This is a genomic window from Microcystis sp. M44BS1, from assembly GCF_020244875.1.
Lineage (GTDB): Bacteria > Cyanobacteriota > Cyanobacteriia > Cyanobacteriales > Microcystaceae > Microcystis > Microcystis panniformis.
Genome location: NZ_JADBVM010000327.1, coordinates 1 through 20,842 on the forward strand (window position 1 = coordinate 1; position 20,842 = coordinate 20,842).

21 protein-coding genes, 1 tRNA gene and 1 pseudogene are annotated in these 20,842 nt (G+C 42.7%); 10 read left to right on the plus strand and 13 right to left on the minus strand.

Annotated elements, in window-relative coordinates:
- Together IM515_RS24125 and dndD are read right to left on the minus strand one after the other, a co-directional pair.
- On the minus strand, positions 1-115 hold a 115-nt coding region (locus IM515_RS24125), incomplete at its 3' end, for a DndE family protein (protein ID WP_287630565.1).
- Between the two features lie 314 nt (positions 116-429).
- On the minus strand, positions 430-2,415 hold the full coding sequence (gene dndD / locus IM515_RS24130) for a DNA sulfur modification protein DndD (protein ID WP_287630551.1): 1,986 nt from the start codon (positions 2,413-2,415) through the stop codon (positions 430-432).
- Between the two features lie 579 nt (positions 2,416-2,994).
- On the opposite strand from dndD, the gene IM515_RS24135 reads away from it, so the two are divergent.
- The 5 genes from IM515_RS24135 (at position 2,995) to IM515_RS24155 (ending at position 8,919) form a co-directional block, all read left to right on the plus strand.
- Positions 2,995-4,638 carry an alpha-keto acid decarboxylase family protein gene (locus IM515_RS24135; RefSeq protein WP_287630552.1) on the plus strand — a complete coding sequence of 548 codons (1,644 nt, stop codon included), beginning with the start codon at positions 2,995-2,997 and terminating at the stop codon, positions 4,636-4,638.
- Positions 4,639-4,782: 144 nt separating this feature from the next.
- The gene (locus IM515_RS24140) at positions 4,783-6,198 is read left to right on the plus strand and encodes an IctB family putative bicarbonate transporter (RefSeq protein WP_287630553.1); all 1,416 of its coding nucleotides are present in this window, start codon (positions 4,783-4,785) and stop codon (positions 6,196-6,198) included.
- 360 nt (positions 6,199-6,558) lie between these two features.
- Positions 6,559-6,879 carry a protease inhibitor I42 family protein gene (locus IM515_RS24145; RefSeq protein ID WP_287630554.1) on the plus strand — a complete coding sequence of 107 codons (321 nt, stop codon included), beginning with the start codon at positions 6,559-6,561 and terminating at the stop codon, positions 6,877-6,879.
- A 54-nt stretch (positions 6,880-6,933) separates the two neighbouring features.
- Positions 6,934-7,848 (plus strand): C1 family peptidase, encoded by a 915-nt coding sequence (locus IM515_RS24150; protein WP_287630555.1) that lies wholly within the window; start codon positions 6,934-6,936, stop codon positions 7,846-7,848.
- A 159-nt stretch (positions 7,849-8,007) separates the two neighbouring features.
- Complete coding sequence (locus IM515_RS24155) at positions 8,008-8,919, plus strand: hypothetical protein (protein WP_287630556.1); 912 nt, start codon at positions 8,008-8,010, stop codon at positions 8,917-8,919.
- Between the two features lie 232 nt (positions 8,920-9,151).
- Here IM515_RS24155 and IM515_RS24160 read toward each other — a convergent pair whose 3' ends face one another.
- Positions 9,152-10,075, minus strand: coding sequence for an AAA family ATPase (locus tag IM515_RS24160; RefSeq protein WP_287630557.1), 924 nt, complete (start codon positions 10,073-10,075; stop codon positions 9,152-9,154).
- 254 nt (positions 10,076-10,329) lie between these two features.
- Between IM515_RS24160 and IM515_RS24165 the strand changes: the two genes are divergently transcribed.
- Together IM515_RS24165 and IM515_RS24170 are read left to right on the plus strand one after the other, a co-directional pair.
- A complete protein-coding gene (locus tag IM515_RS24165; RefSeq protein WP_190722837.1) occupies positions 10,330-10,848 on the plus strand; it encodes a hypothetical protein in 519 nt (172 codons plus the stop codon).
- A 6-nt stretch (positions 10,849-10,854) separates the two neighbouring features.
- Positions 10,855-11,127: a hypothetical protein gene (locus IM515_RS24170; protein ID WP_190722836.1), complete on the plus strand. Its 273-nt coding sequence runs from the start codon at positions 10,855-10,857 to the stop codon at positions 11,125-11,127.
- On the opposite strand, the gene IM515_RS24175 is transcribed toward IM515_RS24170, so the two are convergent.
- Complete coding sequence (locus IM515_RS24175) at positions 11,124-12,047, minus strand: bifunctional riboflavin kinase/FAD synthetase (RefSeq protein ID WP_287630566.1); 924 nt, start codon at positions 12,045-12,047, stop codon at positions 11,124-11,126. The two genes, IM515_RS24170 and IM515_RS24175, sit on opposite strands and share 4 nt — an antisense overlap.
- A gap of 157 nt (positions 12,048-12,204) precedes the next feature.
- Between IM515_RS24175 and IM515_RS24180 the strand changes: the two genes are divergently transcribed.
- From IM515_RS24180 to IM515_RS24190, 3 genes are all read left to right on the plus strand, one after another.
- Entirely contained in the window at positions 12,205-12,402 is a 198-nt protein-coding gene (locus tag IM515_RS24180; RefSeq protein ID WP_287630558.1) for a hypothetical protein, read from the plus strand.
- A 434-nt stretch (positions 12,403-12,836) separates the two neighbouring features.
- Positions 12,837-13,121: a BrnT family toxin gene (locus IM515_RS24185; protein WP_287630559.1), complete on the plus strand. Its 285-nt coding sequence runs from the start codon at positions 12,837-12,839 to the stop codon at positions 13,119-13,121.
- Positions 13,087-13,410 (plus strand): hypothetical protein, encoded by a 324-nt coding sequence (locus IM515_RS24190; protein WP_287630560.1) that lies wholly within the window; start codon positions 13,087-13,089, stop codon positions 13,408-13,410. The genes IM515_RS24185 and IM515_RS24190 overlap by 35 nt, the downstream gene beginning before the upstream one ends.
- A 27-nt stretch (positions 13,411-13,437) precedes the next feature.
- Here IM515_RS24190 and IM515_RS24195 read toward each other — a convergent pair.
- The 9 genes and pseudogenes from IM515_RS24195 to IM515_RS24235 form a co-directional block, all read right to left on the minus strand.
- Positions 13,438-14,611 (minus strand): annotated as a pseudogene (locus IM515_RS24195) (RNA-guided endonuclease TnpB family protein).
- 46 nt (positions 14,612-14,657) lie between these two features.
- Complete coding sequence (gene ltrA, locus IM515_RS24200; RefSeq protein ID WP_287630561.1) at positions 14,658-16,391, minus strand: group II intron reverse transcriptase/maturase; 1,734 nt, start codon at positions 16,389-16,391, stop codon at positions 14,658-14,660.
- A 765-nt stretch (positions 16,392-17,156) separates the two neighbouring features.
- On the minus strand, positions 17,157-17,870 hold the full coding sequence (gene rplA, locus IM515_RS24205; RefSeq protein ID WP_287630562.1) for a 50S ribosomal protein L1: 714 nt from the start codon (positions 17,868-17,870) through the stop codon (positions 17,157-17,159).
- A gap of 55 nt (positions 17,871-17,925) precedes the next feature.
- Positions 17,926-18,351 (minus strand): 50S ribosomal protein L11, encoded by a 426-nt coding sequence (gene rplK, locus IM515_RS24210; protein ID WP_002765994.1) that lies wholly within the window; start codon positions 18,349-18,351, stop codon positions 17,926-17,928.
- A gap of 3 nt (positions 18,352-18,354) precedes the next feature.
- The gene (gene nusG / locus IM515_RS24215; protein ID WP_287630563.1) at positions 18,355-18,972 is read right to left on the minus strand and encodes a transcription termination/antitermination protein NusG; all 618 of its coding nucleotides are present in this window, start codon (positions 18,970-18,972) and stop codon (positions 18,355-18,357) included.
- Positions 18,969-19,205, minus strand: coding sequence for a preprotein translocase subunit SecE (gene secE / locus IM515_RS24220; RefSeq protein ID WP_002765998.1), 237 nt, complete (start codon positions 19,203-19,205; stop codon positions 18,969-18,971). The genes nusG and secE overlap by 4 nt, the downstream gene beginning before the upstream one ends.
- 124 nt (positions 19,206-19,329) lie before the next feature.
- Positions 19,330-19,402: transfer RNA gene (locus tag IM515_RS24225), tRNA-Trp, on the minus strand.
- A gap of 101 nt (positions 19,403-19,503) precedes the next feature.
- On the minus strand, positions 19,504-19,866 hold the full coding sequence (gene rplS, locus IM515_RS24230) for a 50S ribosomal protein L19 (protein ID WP_002738040.1): 363 nt from the start codon (positions 19,864-19,866) through the stop codon (positions 19,504-19,506).
- Between the two features lie 216 nt (positions 19,867-20,082).
- Positions 20,083-20,842, minus strand: a 760-nt coding sequence (locus IM515_RS24235) for a carbonic anhydrase (protein WP_287633369.1), incomplete at its 5' end; no start/stop codon positions are given.

Sequence of the window (20,842 nt, forward strand, 5' to 3'; positions counted from 1 at the left end):
AAAAAGCCCAACGACAGAGGATATTCCATTGGTCAATTTTGGTGTAGCGTTTTAATTTTATGAGGCTATCTTTGGCGGTTTGAGATAGTCGAAAACGTTCGATCGGTGATTCCATAATCTATAATTTTACCTCGCTCTGACTGATGATAAAATAGTTATTCATTCTCAATCCTGTTTAATAGGATAATGGGAAGTGGGGAGCTTTTTTTCAGTGATCAGTGATCAGTGATCAGTGATCAGTGATCAGTAATCAGTAATCAGTGAACTGATTCAAGTCTGTCTCAAACCCATCGGCTGCCGCTAAACTATTTTTTAAGTTCTCGTAGGAGTGAATATCGGCAAGCAAGGTTTCCTCTAGTTGGGTGACTGGTTGATTGGTGTTGAGTTAATTGGGGGAGGATTTTTTGGGAATTTATCTCGGTCATAATCTTACCAAAAGTAGCGGTCGGGGTGAATAGTGGTTTGACGTTGTTGGGAATTGTATTCTAGCAGGTATTTTCTGGCGATTACTTCCTGTTCTTCTAATAAGAGTAGCTCATTTTCTCCAATTTCTGTATCGGTAGAGAGGAGGATGACTTGAGAGGAAGCGGCGGGAAAATAACGTTCAACTAAATTATGGCGATGGGAAGAATCTAAACGTCCGAGGGGTGTATCGATAGCGATAGGTAAATCTCGTCCGGAGACTCGCGCTAATCCCCACAAAAAAGCGATCGCTAATAGTTGTTTTTCTCCGGCAGAAAGACGGTGTTTAGGCACATTTTGTCCATCGGGACCAAAGAGAGATAGACCAAAAGTATCAGCATCGATCGCTATTTTCTGCACCAGATCGGACTTATGCAATAAATAACGAAAACATTCCGCCACTTCTCCCTCTAATCTATTTAATTTTTTTAAAGTTAAGCGTTCCTTAAATACTTTTAAAGTTTGCTGTGCTTTGACAATAGCATTAACGATATGTTCGTTACTTTGCGATTCTAAAGCTTTCTCACTATAGGCAAATAATTCTTTTTTCGTTTTCTCAATTTTCTTTTTGATTTCCTCATAATTTTTGTGGCTTTGCTCGTATTCTGCTTGAGCATTTAGATACTTTTTCTGAGCGGTTTTTAAGTTATTACTCAGGGTTTCGTATTCTTCGGGAGAGGCTGCTACTGCTAATTCTCGCTCTAAATTATCTAAGTCAGCTTCCAGATTTCTTAATTGTTCTATTGCTTGATGAGCGAGGTTAATTTGTGCCGGTAATTGATGGGTTAAGACTCGATTTAATAACTCGATCGCTTCCTCGTCTAAATCTAAGTAAGAAGTAACGAAAGAATCGTTATCCTCAGCTAAACACTGATTTTCTTGCTGTAAAAATTCCCTAATATTCTCTAATTGTTCTAAAGTTAAATTCAGTTGTTTTAAATAAGCCAGTAACTTTTTATCTCTGGACTCTAAAACCGATTGAGCGACTTTAGCTGATTGAAATTTTAGCTCTTTTTCTCCCTGAATTTTAGCGGCTTGTAGGAGAGGGAAAATTAACTTTAATGGTAATAACTCTCCCGCTAATTGACCTAAATATTCTCTCTGTTTATCTAACTTTTTATCTGCCTCCTTTTTTCTGCTCTCTAATTGACTTCTTTCGGCGGCAATTTTGCCGCCATCAATGCGAAATTTATCCGAGACTGCATCAAAATCATTTCTAACCAAATCTAAATTTTTTTGCTGAGTTTCCATCTCTTGCCGAGCCAATTCTAAATCTTCTTGGTACTGGGCTAATTTTTTTTCGATCGCTTCAATAGTTGCCAGTTCATTTTCTGCTGCTAGTAACCGGCGCTTGCGACTAGCTAAAATATCGAGATCAACGGCTAATCTTTCCGCTAATTCTAACCCTAATAAAGTCTGCATCGAATCCTTAACGCTGTCAGGAGGTACATCCTGTTCTGCCAATTCTTTTACCTGTTCCCCATCAAATAAAAAGAGGTTAGAAATACCCAAAGGTAATAAAGTTTCAATATATTCATCCCAAGTGTTAGCTAAGGCAGGATCGGGCCAATCTTCATCTAAAATACCGAGGGTATCCTTACCATCTTTAGGCTGTTTTGTCCAGTATCTAACGATACGATATTGTCGCCATTGTTCATTAACTAGATGTTCAAAAGCCAGTTCAATTCTAGCTTGATCGATGAGGGAAGCTTGATTATTAACTGCTTGACTAAGAAACTCGGCATAACTTAAATTATTGCGAGTAGAACACTTCGCCCGCGCACCGTACAAAGCCAAACGAATCGCATCCATTAAAGTAGTTTTACCGCCCCCATTCATGCCTCCCAAAAGGATAATCGGACAGGGATTGTTATCTTTTTCGGGACGTAAATTAATCACTTGACGACCGGCGTAGGGACCGAAATTTTGCAAAACTAATTCAGTAAAAATCATTAATATTCAGCCTTAGTTAAGTTGAAAGTTTTAGGAAATCTCCTGTAACAATTATACCTGAAAAAGTGCCGCAGATATTTTTTATACCCAAGAGAAAAACCCCAGATTTTATACTATAGCATTGATCACCAGCGCTAGATATAATTGGAGTCTGCGGAAAAAGTTTTTCGTGGGGGCAGGGTGTGGGGTGTGGGGTTTTACCCATTTTCAGGGGGTCAATTAAGTGGGTGGGTGGAATTAAATATAAGATGAACGTAGGTTGGGTTGAAGCATGAAACCCAACGCCCGCATAGTTTACGCTACCGCTAACCCATCCTACAAATAATTGTGCCTCCCTACTTACCTAATTTTCCGGGAAAAAGTGCCTAAATTTCCTCCCCGATCACTCCAAGGACTGGCACTTTTTGATTTCAAAAAAGCCTAAAGATATTATCCAACAAGGTTTTTAGATTTATTCAGCAAACCCTAATTAAAGTCTGCTGATTTTTACTTTCTAGTTCATTACTGGACATTAGCCTATTTTTTAAAAAAATCGCTATGATCGGCGTGAAAGTGCCAACACACCAGGAGAAAATTGCTATGATCACCATCGGCGAATATTTATGCCAGCGTCTCCATAATTTAGGGGTTGATCATATTTTTGGGGTGCCGGGGGATTATGTCCTCGATTTGATGGATGTTTTGCTGAAAAGTCCGATCGAATTAGTTTGCACCTGTAATGAGCTTAACGCGGGTTATGCCGCCGATGCCTACGCGCGAGTCAAAGGGATGGGCGCTGTCTGTGTCACCTACGGAGTCGGGGGATTTAGCCTCGTTAATGCTGTGGTCGGTGCTTACGCTGAAAGAGTTCCCCTGGTGGTAATTAGTGGGGCTTCCGATCGCTCGATTCGCCGGGATAATTTATTATTACACCACACCACGGGCGATTATAATCTGCAATTTTCCATCATGGAAAAAGCCACGGTTGCCTCGGTTATTCTCACTAATTCTGCCCAAGCAGCCAGTCAAATCGATCAAACTTTAGCAGCTTGTTTGCATCACAAACGTCCCGTGTATATCGAAATTCCCCGGGATCTGGTCTATCGTCCCTGTATCCCCTCAGAAAATCCAATTTATTTAACCGATAATCTTACGGATACCGCCGCTTTAGAAGAAGCCATTGAAGAAGCGGTTTTTTTATTAGAAAAAGCGGAAAAACCAATTATTTTAGCGGGGGTAGAATTCCATCGGTTTAAACTCCAAGATAAGTTGCTGAAACTTTTAGAAGTAACGGGTTATCCCTTAGCTACCACTATTTTAGGTAAGTCGTCAATTTCGGAAATGCAGCCGCAATTTATCGGCACTTATGTGGGAGCATTAAGTCGCAAATACGTTAGTCAACGGGTGGAAAATGCCGATTGTGTCCTCTGTTTAGGGGCGATCATGTCCGATATGAATTTAGGGGGATTTACGGCTAATTTAAATCCCACTAATTTGATTAATGCCAATTCCGAGAAAGTAAAAATTAAACATCACTTCTATCAACCGGTATTCCTAGGGGATTTTATCGATGGTTTAATTGATAAGCTAAGTCACAAAGAAGCGGCTACACTAGAGATTAAACCCGCAGCCGAATTGAAGAATTTAGAATTCTTCGCCGTGCCAGAGCGAAAATTAACTAATGCTCGTTTTTATGAGCGAATGAATCATTTTATTGCTCAAGAATCTTTTGTTATTTCCGATACAGGGGATGCAATTATTGCCACAATTGATTTATTAATGCCCCAACAAACTGACTTTATTGGTCAAGCATTTTATCTATCGATTGGTTATTCAATTCCCGCCTGTTTAGGAGTAGCTTTTGCCGCACCAAATACTCGTCCTATCGTCTTTGTGGGGGATGGTGCTTTTCAAATGACTGCCCAAGAACTTTCGACAATTATCCGTCATCATCTCAATCCAATTATCTTTTTAATTAATAACGATGGTTACACGATCGAGCGGGTAATTCAGGATAATATTTATAATGATCTACAACCGTGGAAATATCACCAATTACCGGCAGTATTTAACGGGGAAAGTTGGAGTTGTCAAGTCAGGACAGAAGGGGAATTAGAAAAGGCTTTATCGATTGCCCAGGGTAACATCGATCGCCTATCATTTATTGAAGTACATCTCGATCGTTTTGACTGTTCCCAAGGCTTAACTCGTTTAGGTCAAGCTTTACGTTCACCCCATGCTTAGACTGGTTATGCTATTAGGTTTTGACTGTGTGAAGCTGCCCTAAGACACCGGACTGAAACTCTTTTCGCTCCCAAGAGTCAACAATTAAGATACAATCGGTATCTTAATCAAAGTTTGCCGGTGACAACCGCAACTAAAAACCCTATGAATGCTTTTTGGAAACAAATCACCCTACTGAACTTTTCCCCCGCTTCTTGGTCAAAATATAGCTATCTGCATCGTTTCGTCGGCCTTTTTAGTCAATGGCGACAGGGTAGCCGGTTTGTGGAGTGGACAGAACTGATGGGTGCGCTGTTAATCTCTCTCCTTATCGCCACCGCGCCGTTTTTCTCCACCAGTCAAATCGGTTTTTTATTGTTAGCAATAGCCGGTTATTGGCTACTCTTAACCCTTGTGGATGAAGGCAAAATCGGGGTGACACCGATTCACATTTTAGTGCTTTTATACTGGGGAATTGCCACGGTTTCTACGGCTTTTTCTCCCGTTAAAACCGCAGCTTTGGAAGGATTAATTAAATTAACTCTCAATCTGATCTTTTTTGCTTTTACTGCCCGAATTATGCGATCGCCACGCCTAACAAATTGGATTCTGACTACTTTAGTTTTAACCGCCTTAGTAGTCAGCGTTTACGGCATTCGTCAGCAAATTTTTGGTGCGGAACAGTTAGCAACTTGGAACGATCCTACTTCAGAATTAGCGGGGGATACTAGGGTTTATAGTTATCTCGGTAATCCTAATTTATTAGCTAGTTATTTATTTCCTGGTATTGCTTTTAGCGGTGCGGCATTATTTGTGTGGCAGGGATGGCTACCGAAAATTTTAGCGGCTTTACTAACTTTAGCCAATGCCGCTTGTTTATTTTTTACCGAGAGTCGTGGCGGTTGGATTGGTTTGATGGTCTTAGGAATTGTCTTCTTATTGCTATTATTTTATTGGTTCAAAAGTTATCTACCGTTATTTTGGCAAACATGGCTTTTACCCTTAATTTTAGGGAGTTTAGCCGTGGTGATTTTAGGGGCGATTTTATTGGTGGAACCGCTGCGAATTCGGGTGATGAGTATTTTCGCGGGCCGAGGAGATAGTAGTAATAACTTTCGGATTAATGTTTGGGATGCAGTTATCCGCATGATTCAAACTTATCCGCTTTTGGGCATCGGACCGGGTAATGATGCTTTTAAGAAAATTTACCCCCTATTCATGAAGCCAAAATACACGGCTTTAAGTGCCTATTCTGTGGTATTAGAAATCATGGTAGAAACGGGAATCATTGGTTTTACCTGTTTCCTCTGGTTATTAGTTACAACTATCGGCCAAGGCATCCATCAAATTAAACTTTTACGGGATAAAATGGATAGTCAAGGCTTTTGGTTAATCGGGGCAATTGCCGCTATGGCTGGAATTCTTGCCCACGGTTTCTTTGATACAGTTTGGTATCGTCCCCAAGTTAGTACCCTCTGGTGGTTAGTTTTGGGTTTAATTGCTAGTCGTTGTTATTCCCCCGCTAGGGGTTTTGATCGCGGCAATTCTCTCCTCAAGGGGGGCGAAATGGGGGAGCATTGAGGAGTTATTTCAAATTACGGATAGGGCTGCTCTGAAGGGTATTTGAGGCGCGTGTGGGCGAGGGCGATTATTAAGAAAAATCACAAATCTTCCATCCTACCATCTCTCGGTGGCCAAAGCAAGAGATAATTAAATTAGATCGTTTCCCAGTTTGTTCCGCGCTTGGCGCGATTTCCTAACTGCAATAACGAGAGTAAATCCCTGTGGCCGTTATAGAGACGAGGGAGGAAAATAATGGATCGTTCTCTTAAGTGGGCCGTTGCGATTGTCATAACTCTAATCCTCGTGCTTTCCCCGGTCTTTTCCCAGGGCTGTGGGGCGACAGAGTGGAACCCGAAAGGAGGGAACGGTCAAGATACAATGCTAACCCTTACTCGCACTGACAACGGCAAATCCATCACCATGCAGGTCAATGACCTACTGCTACTTTCCCTCGACGAGAATCCTACCACTGGCTTTCAGTGGGCGCTTGATGGTGGCGGGAGCGATTTGGTGAAGCTGCAGGCCTCTGAGTATGTACCTGCCAGGGAGTCGAGAGTCGGCGGGGGCGGTCAGAGAATCCTGACCTTTAAAGTGCAACGGGCTGGGATAGACCAACTAAGGCTTAAGCTTTGGCGGGAGTGGCAAGGAGAACCGTCAATTGTCGAACGGTTTACCGTCACGCTCCAAGTCCGAGAGTAAAGGCTTCTCAGATAGCCAAGGGCTAGTGAGCAACGACTTAGGAGGAAAGGAAAAATGAGTGAAACATTTGTAATTCCCGCAATGGGATGGTTGCCTGACTATCCCGATATTCGTGATGTCACTTTTCAATCTGAACGCGTACCGTCCAAACTGCAAGCTTTGGGACAGCCATCTGTCAAGCAAATGCTGGCCAAAGTGGGAGCAACGACATCTGCCCCAGCAGCGCTGCCAACCAGCGTGGACTTGAGGCCGTGGTGTTCCCCCATCGAGGATCAAAAAACTATCGGTTCTTGTACGGCCCACGCCGGTGTCGGACTGGTGGAGTATTTTGAGCGGCGAGCTTTTGGCAAACACCTCGATGCTTCCAGACTCTTCCTCTACAAAGTGACGCGCAACTTGCTCAAATGGACGGGAGATACGGGGGCTTTCCTGCGGACGACCATGTACGCCCTGACCTTGTTTGGCGTACCACCAGAAGAATACTACCGCTACAATGTCCTCGATTATGACAAGGAGCCGCCAGCATTCTGCTACGCCTTTGCCCAGAGCTTCCAAGCGATCTCTTACTATCGCCTCGATCCGCCCGGGACGGCAAGGGACGCACTGTTAGCTCGGATTAAAACCGACTTGTCGAAAGGTCTGCCCTCGATGTTTGGCTTTACTGTTTACAGTTCTATCAGTCAGGCCAACACCAATGGCGGTAAGATACCTTATCCAACTCGCGGCGAACGGGTTGAAGGCGGTCACGCCATTGACGCAGTTGGTTACGACGACAACCTCAAGATCAAGAACACCAATGCGAGTGGCATTGAAACCACTGGTGCCTTGCTGATTCGCAACTCCTGGGGGACTGGCTGGGGAAGCGCTGGCTACGGCTGGCTGCCCTACAAGTACGTCCTCGATGGTCTGGCAACTGATTGGTGGTCGCTAATCAAGAGTGAATGGGTCGATACCGGACAGTTCGGATAGGAGACCGATTCGATAAGGTGTGAGGGGCGAGATAAAGGCTTCTGGTGAGTTTTTTCAGAATAGGGGGGACGCTGGGAAAACTCACCGTTTGTTGAATTTTTTAGGGTATGCAGACTACATCATAAATCTATGCTATCCAGAGCTTAGAGGGTATGAATTATGAATAATAATAAAGATAAAAACGATAAGAAAGATAAAAAGGATTTCTGGGATATTAGTAAAATCGTGGTAACTTTATTATTTACAACTATAGGAGGAGCTATAGGAGGAACGTTTACAGGTCTAACCAATTATTATTTCCGTCAACAAGAACTCGATATAAAGAGAGTTGAAACGGTAGAAAAATTTATGCCTTATTTAGTAGGTGAAATCAATGGACGGACTATTCCTAATGCTCAGGTAGCCAAAGAAAATACCATTATAGTTATTGCATCTTTAGGACATGAAGAATTAGCAATTAACTTAGCAAGACTTAATCCCAGTTACACATCTATTCTCATCCTTAAGAAAATTATTCTGAAATCAATGCCTCTAGATACCCATCCGAAAAACAACAATGCTAAAGCTACAGATAGGGCTCTTGAAGCAGTTGAGGCTATTGGAGAAATAGCGAAAGCAAAGATTGATTTAGCATCAGAATCGACAGCTGTGTTACAAAATATAAACAAATTATATGCCATGCAATCTGAAGAGCTTGCAAGTAAAGCTATGGATGTTTTACAAGGGGTAACTCCATTTGCACACAATCGATATCCAGAAGCAACATCGATTAAAAAATGGGCTATTGTAATTAGCAGCGATACTAATTTAGAAGGTGCAAAATATGAAAAAGATCAAGCACTAAAAAAACGAAAAAGCTCGATAGATAAAGTCTTAAAAGAAGGAGAGGTTAATATTTATAAACGCAAAGAATTCTATGCTACAGTTGTTGAAGGTATTAACGAGAGTAATAAAGTTAAAACCTTGAGCTATTGGCAGAACGGATTTAGACCAAGCTCCTTTGTCATTGATTTTAACGATTGGTGTAAAAAACCGTCTGAGGATAAAGGTGGATATTTTGAATGTGAGTAAGCATCAAAGCCAGCTGTGACTGGGTGATAATTTTTAGAGATGTCCACTTTTGGTTCCACACTGTGAACAAAACATTGTTTTCTCCTGAGAGCAGATTTTCCGTGGACTCACTAAATATTTTTACTCCAGCCTTGAGTTAGCTAAGGCAATACTAGCAATTAATGGATCGGCTCTACCAATTTGGCAGAATTTAGAAATACCCTGTAACTTACCGTTCATTAATAACTGAAATTTAAGCATAGATGCGATCCTCGATCGCCACCGATTGTAGAAGTCTTTCCACGATCGCTTTAGCTTGACGACCGTGACTAGGAATCAGACGATGGCAGAAGACGTAGGGAGTAATCAACTTAACATCATCGGGGATAGCATAATCGCGACCTTCGAGGAAAGCGTAAGCTTGAACTGCTTTTTGCAAAACCACACAACCCCGGGGACTGACTCCTAAACTAATATCTTCGTGGTCACGGGTAGCGCGGACTAAATCGACAATATATTGCTGTAAAGCAGGAGCTACCTGGACCAGACTCACTAATCTTTGCAATTCTCCCACCTGTTCTAGGGAAATACAAGCTTCTAGAGATTTAACCGTCTCTTGAGAATGCTGTCTTTGTAACATTTTTAATTCTTCTGTGGCACTGGGATAACCCAAACTCAGGCAAACGGCAAAACGGTCCATTTGCGCTTCTGGAAGCGGAAAAGTGCCTTGATATTCGATCGGATTTTGGGTGGCAATCACAAAGAAGGGTTGGGGGACCGGCCGCGCTTCTCCATCGATGGTAACTTGCTTTTCTTCCATGACTTCTAGAAGTGCCGATTGGGTGCGCGGGGTGGCCCGGTTGATTTCATCGGCCAACAGGACGTTAGCAAAAGCGGGGCCGGGGATAAATTCAAATTCGCGACTGTTGGGGTTCCAAATCGTCGTTCCCGTGATATCACTAGGAAGGAGGTCGGGGGTGCATTGTACCCGTTGGAAACGACCGTTAATTGAACGCGCTAAGGATTTAGCTAAGAGGGTTTTGCCGACTCCGGGGACATCTTCCAGGAGAGCGTGGCCACCACTGAGTAAAGCCACCAGCACAATGCGAATCGATTCGGTTTGGCCGACGATGCTCTGGCTCAAATTTTCCATCAAAATATCAATAGCGTCTCTCATAGCACAAATGGGGTATTCTGTCAAGAAGATTAATGTTAAGTTTTTTTGATCTTAACGATTCTTTTCCTAATTTGCCCACACTAGCGAGGAAAGTTGACAGACAATGGCGAGAAATTTTCTGCTAGGGAGCTAATCAGGGTTAGGGTGACGAGCAGGGAGAAAATTAGTTAAGAATTGTTGCCAGTGGGCGAAATCAAGATTTTAAGTCGGTTCAGTACGGTAAAATCGAGAAGAATTTCTCTTAATCAGTGAAGATGAAAGCCAGTTCGCTCGTTTTTAGTCTTGTTTTAGGAATCGCGGCCAGTACATTAACCAATAGTTTACCCGAAAATTTGACTTTCAATTCTCGGAAAATATTGGCTCAAGATCAGGCTCCTTCCTGTCCCCTTCCTCCAGATCTTGCCATCACTTTTCGCAATAGTGAATGTCAGGCAGTTACCCTAGAAAAACCCCAGACTTTTTTCCGTTATTATAGTGACGAAAATTACAAAAAAGGTCGTTTTCTGACCACGGATCAATATACCACCAATGTGGAGGTGATCAGAAATTTAGCCCTCGATCAAAAGTGGAATCCTCCCAATCAAGCGACCAAAGTAATATCGGTGACTTTACCTGCGGGAACAACGGTTTATCAAGGAATTGTCGCCCCCCAGAATCCGGCTGATTGTTATCCCGGTGGTGGTCAGCAAACTTTTATTAAAGACTCGCGAGATGCCAATATACAATGGGGAGAGGGGCGAGCAATAACGGTTACATCTCTTTCCTGTCGCTAGAATATTATGGAAACGAACATGAGGGAATTAGTTCAATCAATTGACCAAGCTATTACCGTGGCCGAACAGATGCCGAAAACAGAAAGATCGACTCGGATTGAGGGTTTAATTTCTGTCCTGAAAACCATCAAAAGTCAGGCGTTAGCTGGTCAATTACCACCGTCTCAAGGCATTGTTACCCTAGGATTAGCGCGAGAAGTAGCTGATTGGATCGATTCCCTTGATTCTCCTTTATTGAAAGCGGTGGGTAAAGTGGAAAGAGAATACCAAAAATATTAGGAGTTGTCGGTGACAGAAGTTAGAATTAACCGAGAGCGATCGCAGTCTATCTCGATCTGATTTTTTAATCGATCGAGAGAATTAAATTTCTGTTCTGGTCGCAGGAATTGCACTAAATCCATCGTTAAAATGCGATCATATATATAGCCCGACCAATCCAATAAATGGATTTCCACACTGATAGTTTTTCCCTCGATCGTGGGACGATAACCGATATTCATAACTGCCGGTAAGCGAGAACCATCGAGATGCACCCAACCGCAATAAACCCCGAATCGCGGCAATAATTTATCGGGGGGAACCTGTAGATTAGCGGTATGAAAACCTAATTGTCTGCCCAGCTGTTGCCCGATGACCACGCGACCGGTTAAACTGTAGGGACGACCTAACATTTGTCCGGCTTGCTCAACGTTTCCTGCTGCCAAAGCTTGACGAATTAGGGAACTACTAATTCGACCCGTCCCACAGTTTTTCAAACCAACAATCTCGACTTTAATATTAAATTGAGAGGCGATCTGTAATAAATCTTCCGCTGTACCTTGACGACGATAACCGAAGCGGAAATCTTGACCAACACTGATCGATTTAGCCTGTAATTTTGCTACTAAAATCTGTTCGATAAAAGCCAAGGGTGTCAGGGAAGCTAATTGAGCAGAAAAAGGCAGTAAAACTAATTGTTTAACGCCTAAATTCTCTAAAACCTCCACCTTTTCCCCTAGAGGAGTTAATAACTGCCATTTTTCCCCCGTAAAAAATTCCCGCGGGTGGGGAGTAAAACTAACAACGGTGGGATAAGCGGGTTCATCCTGAAAAATTGGCTGTAGGACGGTTTGATGACCTAGGTGCAAACCATCAAAGTTACCTAGTGCGATCGCACTAGGGGCTAAAATACGGGTATTAGGGGAATCTACAATCCACACGCTGGCTTTAAGAACAGATACAAGAGAATAATTCAAGCGATTAATCTTGAGTGTAGCCCTTTGATTTTATATCAATCGGGCGATCAAGCCAAAAAAAACACCCCCAATCCCTTGGATGCCTTTGGAAGTTTTAGCAAATTGAACGTGAACGATCCCGGTGCGATCGGCCCAGCAGTCCCAATTAGGGTTTCCTGAAAAAGTTTTTCGTGGGGGTAGGGTATGGGGTGTGGGGTGTGGGGTGTGGGGTTTTACCCATTTTCAGGTGGTCAATTACCTAATTTTCAGGGAAAAAGTCCTGGAATTTTCCCCCCAATCACTCCAATGGTCGGCACTTTTTGAGGGAAAAAAAGTCTAAAAACCTTATCCAACAAGGTTGTTAGATTTATTCAGCAAACCCCAATTAATTGCACCAAAAAGATTAGGGAAACAAGCATTCATTAATTGTTCAGTTCTTCTCTTGGTCGTCTGTGGTGGTTCTTCGTGCTTTTGTGGTTTCCCAATCTGAATCAAGCATAAGTAGCTGGTTATAATTAAATTAAAAATGGATTTTAGGTTCGATCCCCCCTACCCCCCTTGATAAGGTAGGGTTGATTCATGAATCAACCTTACCCTTGATAAGGGGGATGTCTGATAATTTTTAACGCCTACCTACTTAAGGTTCTTGTTTTTGTTTCTTTTGTTCTAATCCTGTTGCTAATCATAGAGCGATCCCGAAAGGATAAGGTTTACCATAGTAAGGTGGGGGATTTTTTTACCACCTTATTTTATTTATTGTCTATAATTAAGATAATGACGACTAATTTTGAATGGGATGAAGACAAAGCTAAGACAAATCTGAGAAAACATGATATTTCTTTTAATGAGGCTAAAACTGTCTTTGAAGATACCTATTCTTTGACTTTAGATGATCCCACTCATTCAATCTTAGAAGATCGTTTTTTGACAATTGGTTATTCTAGTCAAAACCGCTTGCTTTTAGTTGTTCATACTGAAAGACAAGGAAACATCAGAATCATTAGTGCTAGGAGAGTAACTAAACATGAAAGAAAAATCTACGAACAAAGTAATCAATAATCCCCTCAAAGATGACGAAATGTTAGATGATTATTCTGAGGTTTTAACGGAATCTCATTTAAAAAGTGCAGTGAGAGGAAAGTATGCTCAGTCTTTAGCAGATAAGGATACTTCTACCATTAAGATTATAGCAGAAAATGAAGAGAGATATGTTAACATGAAAACCATTGAAGTTGCAGCATTCGTTAACAATGAGGGTCAATTAACCGTACAAGTTCCTTCAAATTTAAAAGAAGGACAATATCAGGCTGTATTGATTATAGAAGAACCCAAAAATGAAAATCAATGATCTTAGAATAGTTGACACTCCCGTTGCCTAAAGGCGTGGGGATTCTTCATTCACGGGGAGATGCCTTGCAAAAGCAGTGCTTTTACTCGGTCTTACTCTCCCTCAGCAAAGCAGTAGCGGTATGCCCTACCGCCAATATTCGTAAACCTTCATCTCGAATATTCTTAGCGGCGTTGATGTCCCTATCGTGGTTTTCTCCACATTTAGGGCATTGCCAGCTACGAATATCTAAGCTCAAACTATCAACACGGTTTAAGCAGTTACTACAGGTCTTGGAACTAGGAAAGAATCTATCTACTTCGATGTAGGTTTTTCCATCCCATTCAGCCTTGTACTTCAACATAGTGCAGAATTGCCCCCAACCAGCATCACTGATTGACTTTGCTAGTTTTGGGTTTTTGACCATGTTTCTAACTGCCAGATTTTCTACCACTATGACTTGGTTTTCGTCAACTAATTTACGACTTAGCTTATGTAGAAAATCTTCACGACAACGAACAATTTTATAGTGAACTTTAGCAACTTTAATTCTAGCTTTATTTCGGTTGTTAGAGCCTTTTTGTTTGCGGCTTAGTTTCTTTTGTCTCCTCGCTAATCTTTGTTCGTACTTACGATAGTATTTAGGATTCCCGTGTTTAGTCCCATCTGATGTAATAGCAAAATGGGTTAGTCCAACGTCTATCCCAACAGCTTTTCCTTCTGATGATTTTTGGGGTAAATCCTGACCATCATCATAAAGACAAGATGCGAAATATTCTCCCGATGGATTAACTGAAACCGTAACAGACTTTAAGGTTCCCTCTGGTTGCCGTGAGACTTGGCAATGAACTTCACCAATTTTAGGCAATACCAGAACATCATCTTTTAACTTACAGTGCTGAGGAAATCTAATCGACTGTTTATTTTGCTTTTTCTTGAAGTTAGGATATTTAGCTCTACCTTCAAAAAAGTTAAGGAAAGCACTAGAAAGATTTAAAGCGGCTTGCTGTAATACCTGCGATGGTACTTCGCTTAACCACTCATACTCTTTTTTTAAGGAAGGCAGCAGCTTAATTATTTCGTTTCTGCTTAATCCTTTTCCAGTTTGCTTGTAAGTTTCGGATGTTAAGTTGAGAGCGTAATTGTAAAACCATCTAGCACAGCCAAACGACTTGGCAAGCAAAACGGATTGCTCACTGGTCGGTTGCCCTAAGCCAGATATGTCACCATTCTGGCTCGGCTTCAAAACGGTGCGTGAGACTTTCACCTCACACCGCTCCTCTCTCCAATGGCTCTTTGTCATGAGTACCAGTTTTATCTAATGCAGTTTTAGAATCGTGGCAATGTCGATGGAGTAACTGTTTATTATCTCGATTGTTTTTACCCCCTTTTGATTTGGGGATAATGTGGTCGGTTTCGAGTATGTCTCCATCTTGGAAATATAGTCCACAATATGCACAGCGTCCTTGCTGTCTTTTGAGTAATACAGCTTTTTCTGGTGGCATTTCTGGGTGTTTACCCATTCGACTACTCCAATATATTAAGTCCCCATCATAGGGACTTTTATCCCCTTTCACCTTGACGTATCTTACGATTTTTGTATCTAGGTGTCTTGCCAGTTTGAAGGGGTTTTTACCTTCTCTTGTGCTGAATACCCAATTATCTTTTCCCTCAGTATGCCAATATTTACGCATTATCCAAGTTTTGTTTTTCATTGGGTGTCGCCTGTATGCCCATCTTTTGAGTTTTTCAAAGAAGTGGTAATCACAATCTGTGAATGTTTTTGAGCTTACTACTGATGAATAGTAATTGCTCCATCCTCTAATGATTGGATTGAGTCGTTTGATTAAGGCAGCCTGTGGGGATGACTTATGACTATTTACTACTTCTCCCAATTTCTTTAGATGGGACTTGACTTTTTCAGTACTAGGCTTGATTAGGGTTTTAAAACCTAGTTTGACTCCTTTACTACTTTTTGCCCCGTGATGTTTTCCGACTTGGTGTTGCCTGATGTTGAATCCGAGAAAATCAAGTCCAACGTAATCATCATAAGTTTCAAGAGTATGGGATATTCTTGTTTTACTAGGCTTCAGTTCTAGCCCCATTTCTGCTAACCATTGTTCAATGATTTCCTGACATTCCTTTATTACCTTTAAATCTTCGTGCAGGATAACAAAATCATCTGCATATCTGATTAGGGTTAAGGCTTGTTCATTTTTGGATTTATTGCCTTTCAGAGTTCTTGCATATTGCTTGACTCTTTCCTCCATGCCGTGTAAGGCTATGTTAGCTAGTAAAGGGGAGATTACACCTCCCTGTGGTGTGCCTTCATTGGTAGGGAATAGGTTTTTTCCATCCATGACTCCACTCTTTAGCCATGCTTTGATTTGTTGTCTTAGCTTGGGGTAAGTTTGAAGTTTTGTCAGTAGTTTCTGATGGTTAATTTTATCAAAGCATTTACTTATGTCCGCATCTAGCACATATTTGGGCTTTTTGTTGATGCTTATGTAGATTGCTCCGATTGCGTCATGGGCTGAACGTGCTGGTCTAAATCCATAACTGTTAGGTTCAAATTTTGCTTCCCATTCGGGTTCTAATGCCAGTTTTACTAAGGCTTGTAATGCCCGTTCGTACATGGTCGGAATCCCTAAAGGTCGCTTTTCGTCAGTATTGGGTTTTGGTATCCATACTCTGCGAGTTGGTTTTGTTTTATTGCCAAGTTTTAGATTATTAGCAAGTGCCATTCTTTGTTTAGGTGTCAAGGATTTTATCCCATCTACCCCTGCGGTTTTCTTGCCTTGATTATCTTGGCTAACCCGTCTGACGGCTAACAGTTTGGCGTACCAGCTATTTAGGAGTAGCCTTTGTAATTTGTGGACTAATTTGACATCACCCCGTTGACTGGCTTTGAATATTCTTTTTTGCAACTTAAAGACACATCTTTCGGCTTTTCGCCAGTCGATGTCCTTCCATTCATACATCGGTTTTAATGCCGTGTTCATAACTTTTTTTTTGCTACTTAAGACCCTTCATTCCATTGAACAGTGTGTACGTCAGCATATCCTTATCTATTACAGATAGGCGTTGGCTTCCTACACAATCCTTTCCTCTATGAGTCTTGCGCTGGTTACTACTTAGATTTCGACCTATCTAAGAGACTCATAAGGATTACTTCGTTCCCAACAACCGTATTCCTAACTTTAGTGTCTTCCTCTATACCGAAGCTGTGTAGATGATTCTGGTTGAACTCTATCTTTTCCCAGTACGTTAGCTTGTTAACATTTTGTTGCCAGCCAATAATCTGTGTAGGCTGGTTACAGTGACGATATTTCTCACGGAAGTTCTTATTCATACACATAGTTAGATGCTAGACAGGTTTTGATGTCAGATTCATCATTACTGCCGTTTAACCCCGCTTTCCCCATTTTGATGACCGTTCTCCACAGGAAGGGGTTATGCTGTCACTCCATCATCTGGAGGGAAGGACTTTCACCTTCACGGTTATTGAGTTATCAAGGTTCTCAACCTTGTCCTACCCACGTCTGTTAGACTTTTGGTAGGAACGAGTCGCACGATAGATTCTGTACTTGAACGCTTTTAGCATTTTGCTTACCAAACTACATTTACTATGGTAAGCTATGTGAGCAACAATGTCAAGCCGTCCTTCGCTACGCTAAAGGACGGGGTTTTAGACCCAAATTTTCGATAAAATCCCAAAAAAACGCCCCCAATCCCTTGGAGGCTTTTTCAAAGAAAAATAACTGTCATTAACCTTCTGCTAATTTCAGATCCCGCAGGGTGCTAATGTCCACTTGAATCGATGGACCCATGGAGGAAGAAACGTAAACTGTACGCCAGTAACGACCTTTGGCTCCAGAAGGACGGTTTCTGTCCACCGTTTCCTGCAAAGCTTTCAAATTGATTAACAGATCCTCGGCGCTAAAAGAAGCTTTGCCAAATTGAACGTGAACGATCCCGGTGCGATCGGCCCGGAATTCCAATTTACCCGCTTTAAACTCAGAGATTGCTCCCGTTAAATCCGTGGTTACGGTTCCCCCTTTCGGTGAAGGCATTAAACCCCGTGGACCGAGTTGACGACCTAATTTCGCCACTTTCGGCATCATATCGGGGGTGGCGATTAACACCTCGAAATCCATCATCCCCTTGGCGATTTCTTCGATTAATTCTTCTGAACCAACGATATCGGCCCCGGCGTTGTTCGCTTCCTGTACCTTTTCCCCGCGAGTAATCACCGCTACTCGCACCGTGCGTCCGGTTCCTTTGGGTAAACTTACCGTTGTCCGCAGTTGTTGGTCGGTATATTTAGGATCGATACCTAAACGAATATGAGCTTCGGCGGTTTCGTCGAATTTCGCCGTCGCTAATTCCTTTAATAATGTCAGTGCTTCTAATGGCTCGTAGGCTTTATTTTCTACCTTAGCCTGGGCATCTCGCAAACGTCGTGAAACTTTTTTTACCATCTGATTTGTTGCTCCTTGGGTAATAACGAAGCTTAACTTCTCCCCGTAATAAGATTTAGTCTGAGATCTTGACACCCATATTTTTGGCCGTTCCCGCCACAATATTCATGGCCGCTTCGATGTCGTTAGCGTTAAGATCGGGCAGTTTAGTCTGGGCGATTTCCCGTAATTGGTCGCGGGTAATGGTGGCGACAAATTTCTTGTTGGGTTCGTTGGAACCTCTTTCCACACCGGCCGCCTTGCGGATGAGAACGGAAGCGGGGGGAGTTTTGAGGACAAAGGTAAAACTCCGATCCTCAAAAACGGAGATTTCCACAGGGATGATCATGCCGGCCTGATCGGCGGTTTTAGCGTTGTAATCTTTACAAAACGCCATAATATTCACCCCGTGTTGACCTAAAGCAGGACCGACTGGAGGAGCAGGGTTAGCCTTACCGGCAGGTAAAGCTAGTTTAATAATTGCGACGACTTTTTTAGCCATGATTTAGTTTTGTTTTTCGACTTGATTAAATTCCAATTCGACCGGGGTATCCCGACCAAAAATGGAGAGCAGGGCCTTGAGTTTGCCGCGCTCGGGACTAACTTCGATCACTTCCCCTTCAAAGTCCTTAAATGGACCGGATAGGACTAAGATTTGATCGCCAACTTCCATATTGATTTTGACGACAGGTTCTTGAATCTCAGCTTGTTTGAATATGCGATCGACTTCTGACATACTCAAGGGTAGCGGGGTGACGTGACCGCGGCCGCGTCCGTAGTGGCGCTTTTGTTCGGCCCCAACAAAGTTGATCACGTGGGGGGTGTTTTTGACCACCTGCCAAGCGTCATCATCCATGATCATTCTGATCAGGACATAACCGGGGAAGACTTTTTCCTCGCCGTGCTGCCGTGAACCATCCTTGCGGACTTTGACGGTGGCCGCTTGGGGAATCTGGACTTGTAGAATGCGATCGGCCACATCGAGGGTGTGGATGCGCTGTTCCAAATTGGCTTTGACCCGTTTCTCACAACCGGAAGCCACCTGCACGGCATACCAACGGGGTTTTTTCGGTAGGCCGCTGAGATTGACTTCTTCGGGAAACTGCTCTTCTTCTAGATTCATGGGAACACCTTCCCCGCACCCCAGGCAAAGAATTTATCAATCAGATAGATGAGAGTGGCTACCAAAGTCACCATTAACATCACGGCCGCCGATTCGCTCAAAAGTTGCTGACGGGAAGGCCAGACGACTTTGGCGAGTTCTTCTTTGGTTTCATTGACGAATTCCTTGACCTGAAAGGAGCTTCCCTCTTTCTTGTCGCTCGTGTCTTTTTCTAGGGTTTCTTTTTTGGCCACGATCGCTACTCCTTAAAATGATACTCAAGCTATCCTTAACTTATCATTTTCACCGGACAACCCACACTAACCCCCAGACATTTAGATTATGTCCTTTGCAGTTATCGGCTTGGTGATTACCAAACGCGCCCTGGAGGACTTGAACCCCCGACATCAGGTTTTGGAGACCTGCGTTCTACCAACTGAACTAAGAGCGCCCATTCGCTAAACGATTTGGCTTTTTTAAGGCCTTCATTCATTATAGCGTAGTTGTTGGCGATTGTGCAACTTTCTTGGTTAGGCTGTCGCCGGAAATTTTTTAGAGAGGGCGATCAAAACGTTCTTGTACCCTGGTGGCTTTGCCAACCCGATCGCGCAGATAGTATAGTTTCGCCCGACGTACTTTACCACGACGGATGATCTTGATACTGGCAACCCGCGGCGAGTGGAGCAGGAAGACTCTTTCTACTCCCACACCCTGGAAGACTTTGCGTACTGTAATCGTTTCGTTGATACCGCCATGGCGTTTGGCGATGACAATACCCTCGTAGGGCTGAATCCGCTCTTTATCTCCTTCGACGATTCGCACCCCTACCCGGATCGTGTCACCGACATGGATAATGGGCAGATCGCTCTTGAGATACTCGGCTTCGATTGATTTGATAATCTCTTCCGTTTTCATCGGCTTCCGTAAAACTGACAATTTTCTATCATACCATATTTTTTGAGTAAAAAGCAATAGCTATTAGCTTTCCTAACAGTAAGCGTTGCTGACTTGCCGATGCTGTCACCAGATGTCAGGCTGATTGTCCCGGATTACCTGCGAAGGCTCTTGCCATTAACTGCCACTCTAGAGACGGTAATAAGTACATCTCTAGAGAATTTCTCTAATCCCTAATTAACTTCTCGAACCGCGATAAATGCGATCGGCTTGGGAGGGTTCTAAATAAGTATAGCCCGGTTTTTGGGTGGAGGAGCCATTCTTTTTGGCCACAGTATTAACCGCAGGATTCGCTTGTTTTAAGTCCGCATGAGTCCTGATATAATCCTCAGAAATCTTGAAGGGATGACTATTGGGAAGGTGACGACTAGGGGGTAAATTGTCTTCTGCTTGGGGATGGGTAATTTTACTATGGGGAGCGACAAAATCGTGTAGGATAGGATCGTAGGCTAAAATTTCGCCGGTTTCAATCCGAAAAATCCAACCGTGTAGAGATAATTTACCCTGATGTAATCGGGAACGAATAATTGGATAGCTTTGCAAATTACTTAACTGATTGAGAACATTTTCTGCTACTGTCACCTCGATCAGTTCTTCTCCTTCTAGTTCCTTGTAATTATCCTTAACTAAACGTCGAGTAGCTTCTGCTTGTTTTAACCAATTGTAAACTAAAGGCATTTCATCGGCCAGACTCTGCAATTTTAACAAACCTTTCATCGCTCCACAATGGGAGTGACCGCAGATAATCACTTGCTCGATGCCGAGAGCGTTGATAGCATATTCTATAGATGCACCTTCACCACCATTGGTTGCTCCGTAGGGAGGAATTATATTTCCCGCATTACGAATTACGAATAATTCCCCCACCTCCGCTTGGGTAATTAGGTTAGGATCGATACGGGAATCGGAACAGGTGATAAACAGGATTCTCGGTTTT

Coding starts and splice junctions, on each gene's coding strand:
- dndD (WP_287630551.1), bottom strand. CDS start 2,415: ATGATTTTTACTGAATTAGTTTTGCAAAATTTCGGTCCCTACGCCGGT.
- IM515_RS24135 (WP_287630552.1), top strand. CDS start 2,995: ATGATCACCATCGGCGAATATTTATGCCAGCGTCTCCATAATTTAGGG.
- IM515_RS24140 (WP_287630553.1), top strand. CDS start 4,783: ATGAATGCTTTTTGGAAACAAATCACCCTACTGAACTTTTCCCCCGCT.
- IM515_RS24145 (WP_287630554.1), top strand. CDS start 6,559: ATGCTAACCCTTACTCGCACTGACAACGGCAAATCCATCACCATGCAG.
- IM515_RS24150 (WP_287630555.1), top strand. CDS start 6,934: ATGAGTGAAACATTTGTAATTCCCGCAATGGGATGGTTGCCTGACTAT.
- IM515_RS24155 (WP_287630556.1), top strand. CDS start 8,008: ATGAATAATAATAAAGATAAAAACGATAAGAAAGATAAAAAGGATTTC.
- IM515_RS24160 (WP_287630557.1), bottom strand. CDS start 10,075: ATGAGAGACGCTATTGATATTTTGATGGAAAATTTGAGCCAGAGCATC.
- IM515_RS24165 (WP_190722837.1), top strand. CDS start 10,330: ATGAAAGCCAGTTCGCTCGTTTTTAGTCTTGTTTTAGGAATCGCGGCC.
- IM515_RS24170 (WP_190722836.1), top strand. CDS start 10,855: ATGGAAACGAACATGAGGGAATTAGTTCAATCAATTGACCAAGCTATT.
- IM515_RS24185 (WP_287630559.1), top strand. CDS start 12,837: ATGACGACTAATTTTGAATGGGATGAAGACAAAGCTAAGACAAATCTG.
- IM515_RS24190 (WP_287630560.1), top strand. CDS start 13,087: ATGAAAGAAAAATCTACGAACAAAGTAATCAATAATCCCCTCAAAGAT.
- ltrA (WP_287630561.1), bottom strand. CDS start 16,391: ATGAACACGGCATTAAAACCGATGTATGAATGGAAGGACATCGACTGG.
- rplA (WP_287630562.1), bottom strand. CDS start 17,870: ATGGTAAAAAAAGTTTCACGACGTTTGCGAGATGCCCAGGCTAAGGTA.
- rplK (WP_002765994.1), bottom strand. CDS start 18,351: ATGGCTAAAAAAGTCGTCGCAATTATTAAACTAGCTTTACCTGCCGGT.
- nusG (WP_287630563.1), bottom strand. CDS start 18,972: ATGAATCTAGAAGAAGAGCAGTTTCCCGAAGAAGTCAATCTCAGCGGC.
- rplS (WP_002738040.1), bottom strand. CDS start 19,866: ATGAAAACGGAAGAGATTATCAAATCAATCGAAGCCGAGTATCTCAAG.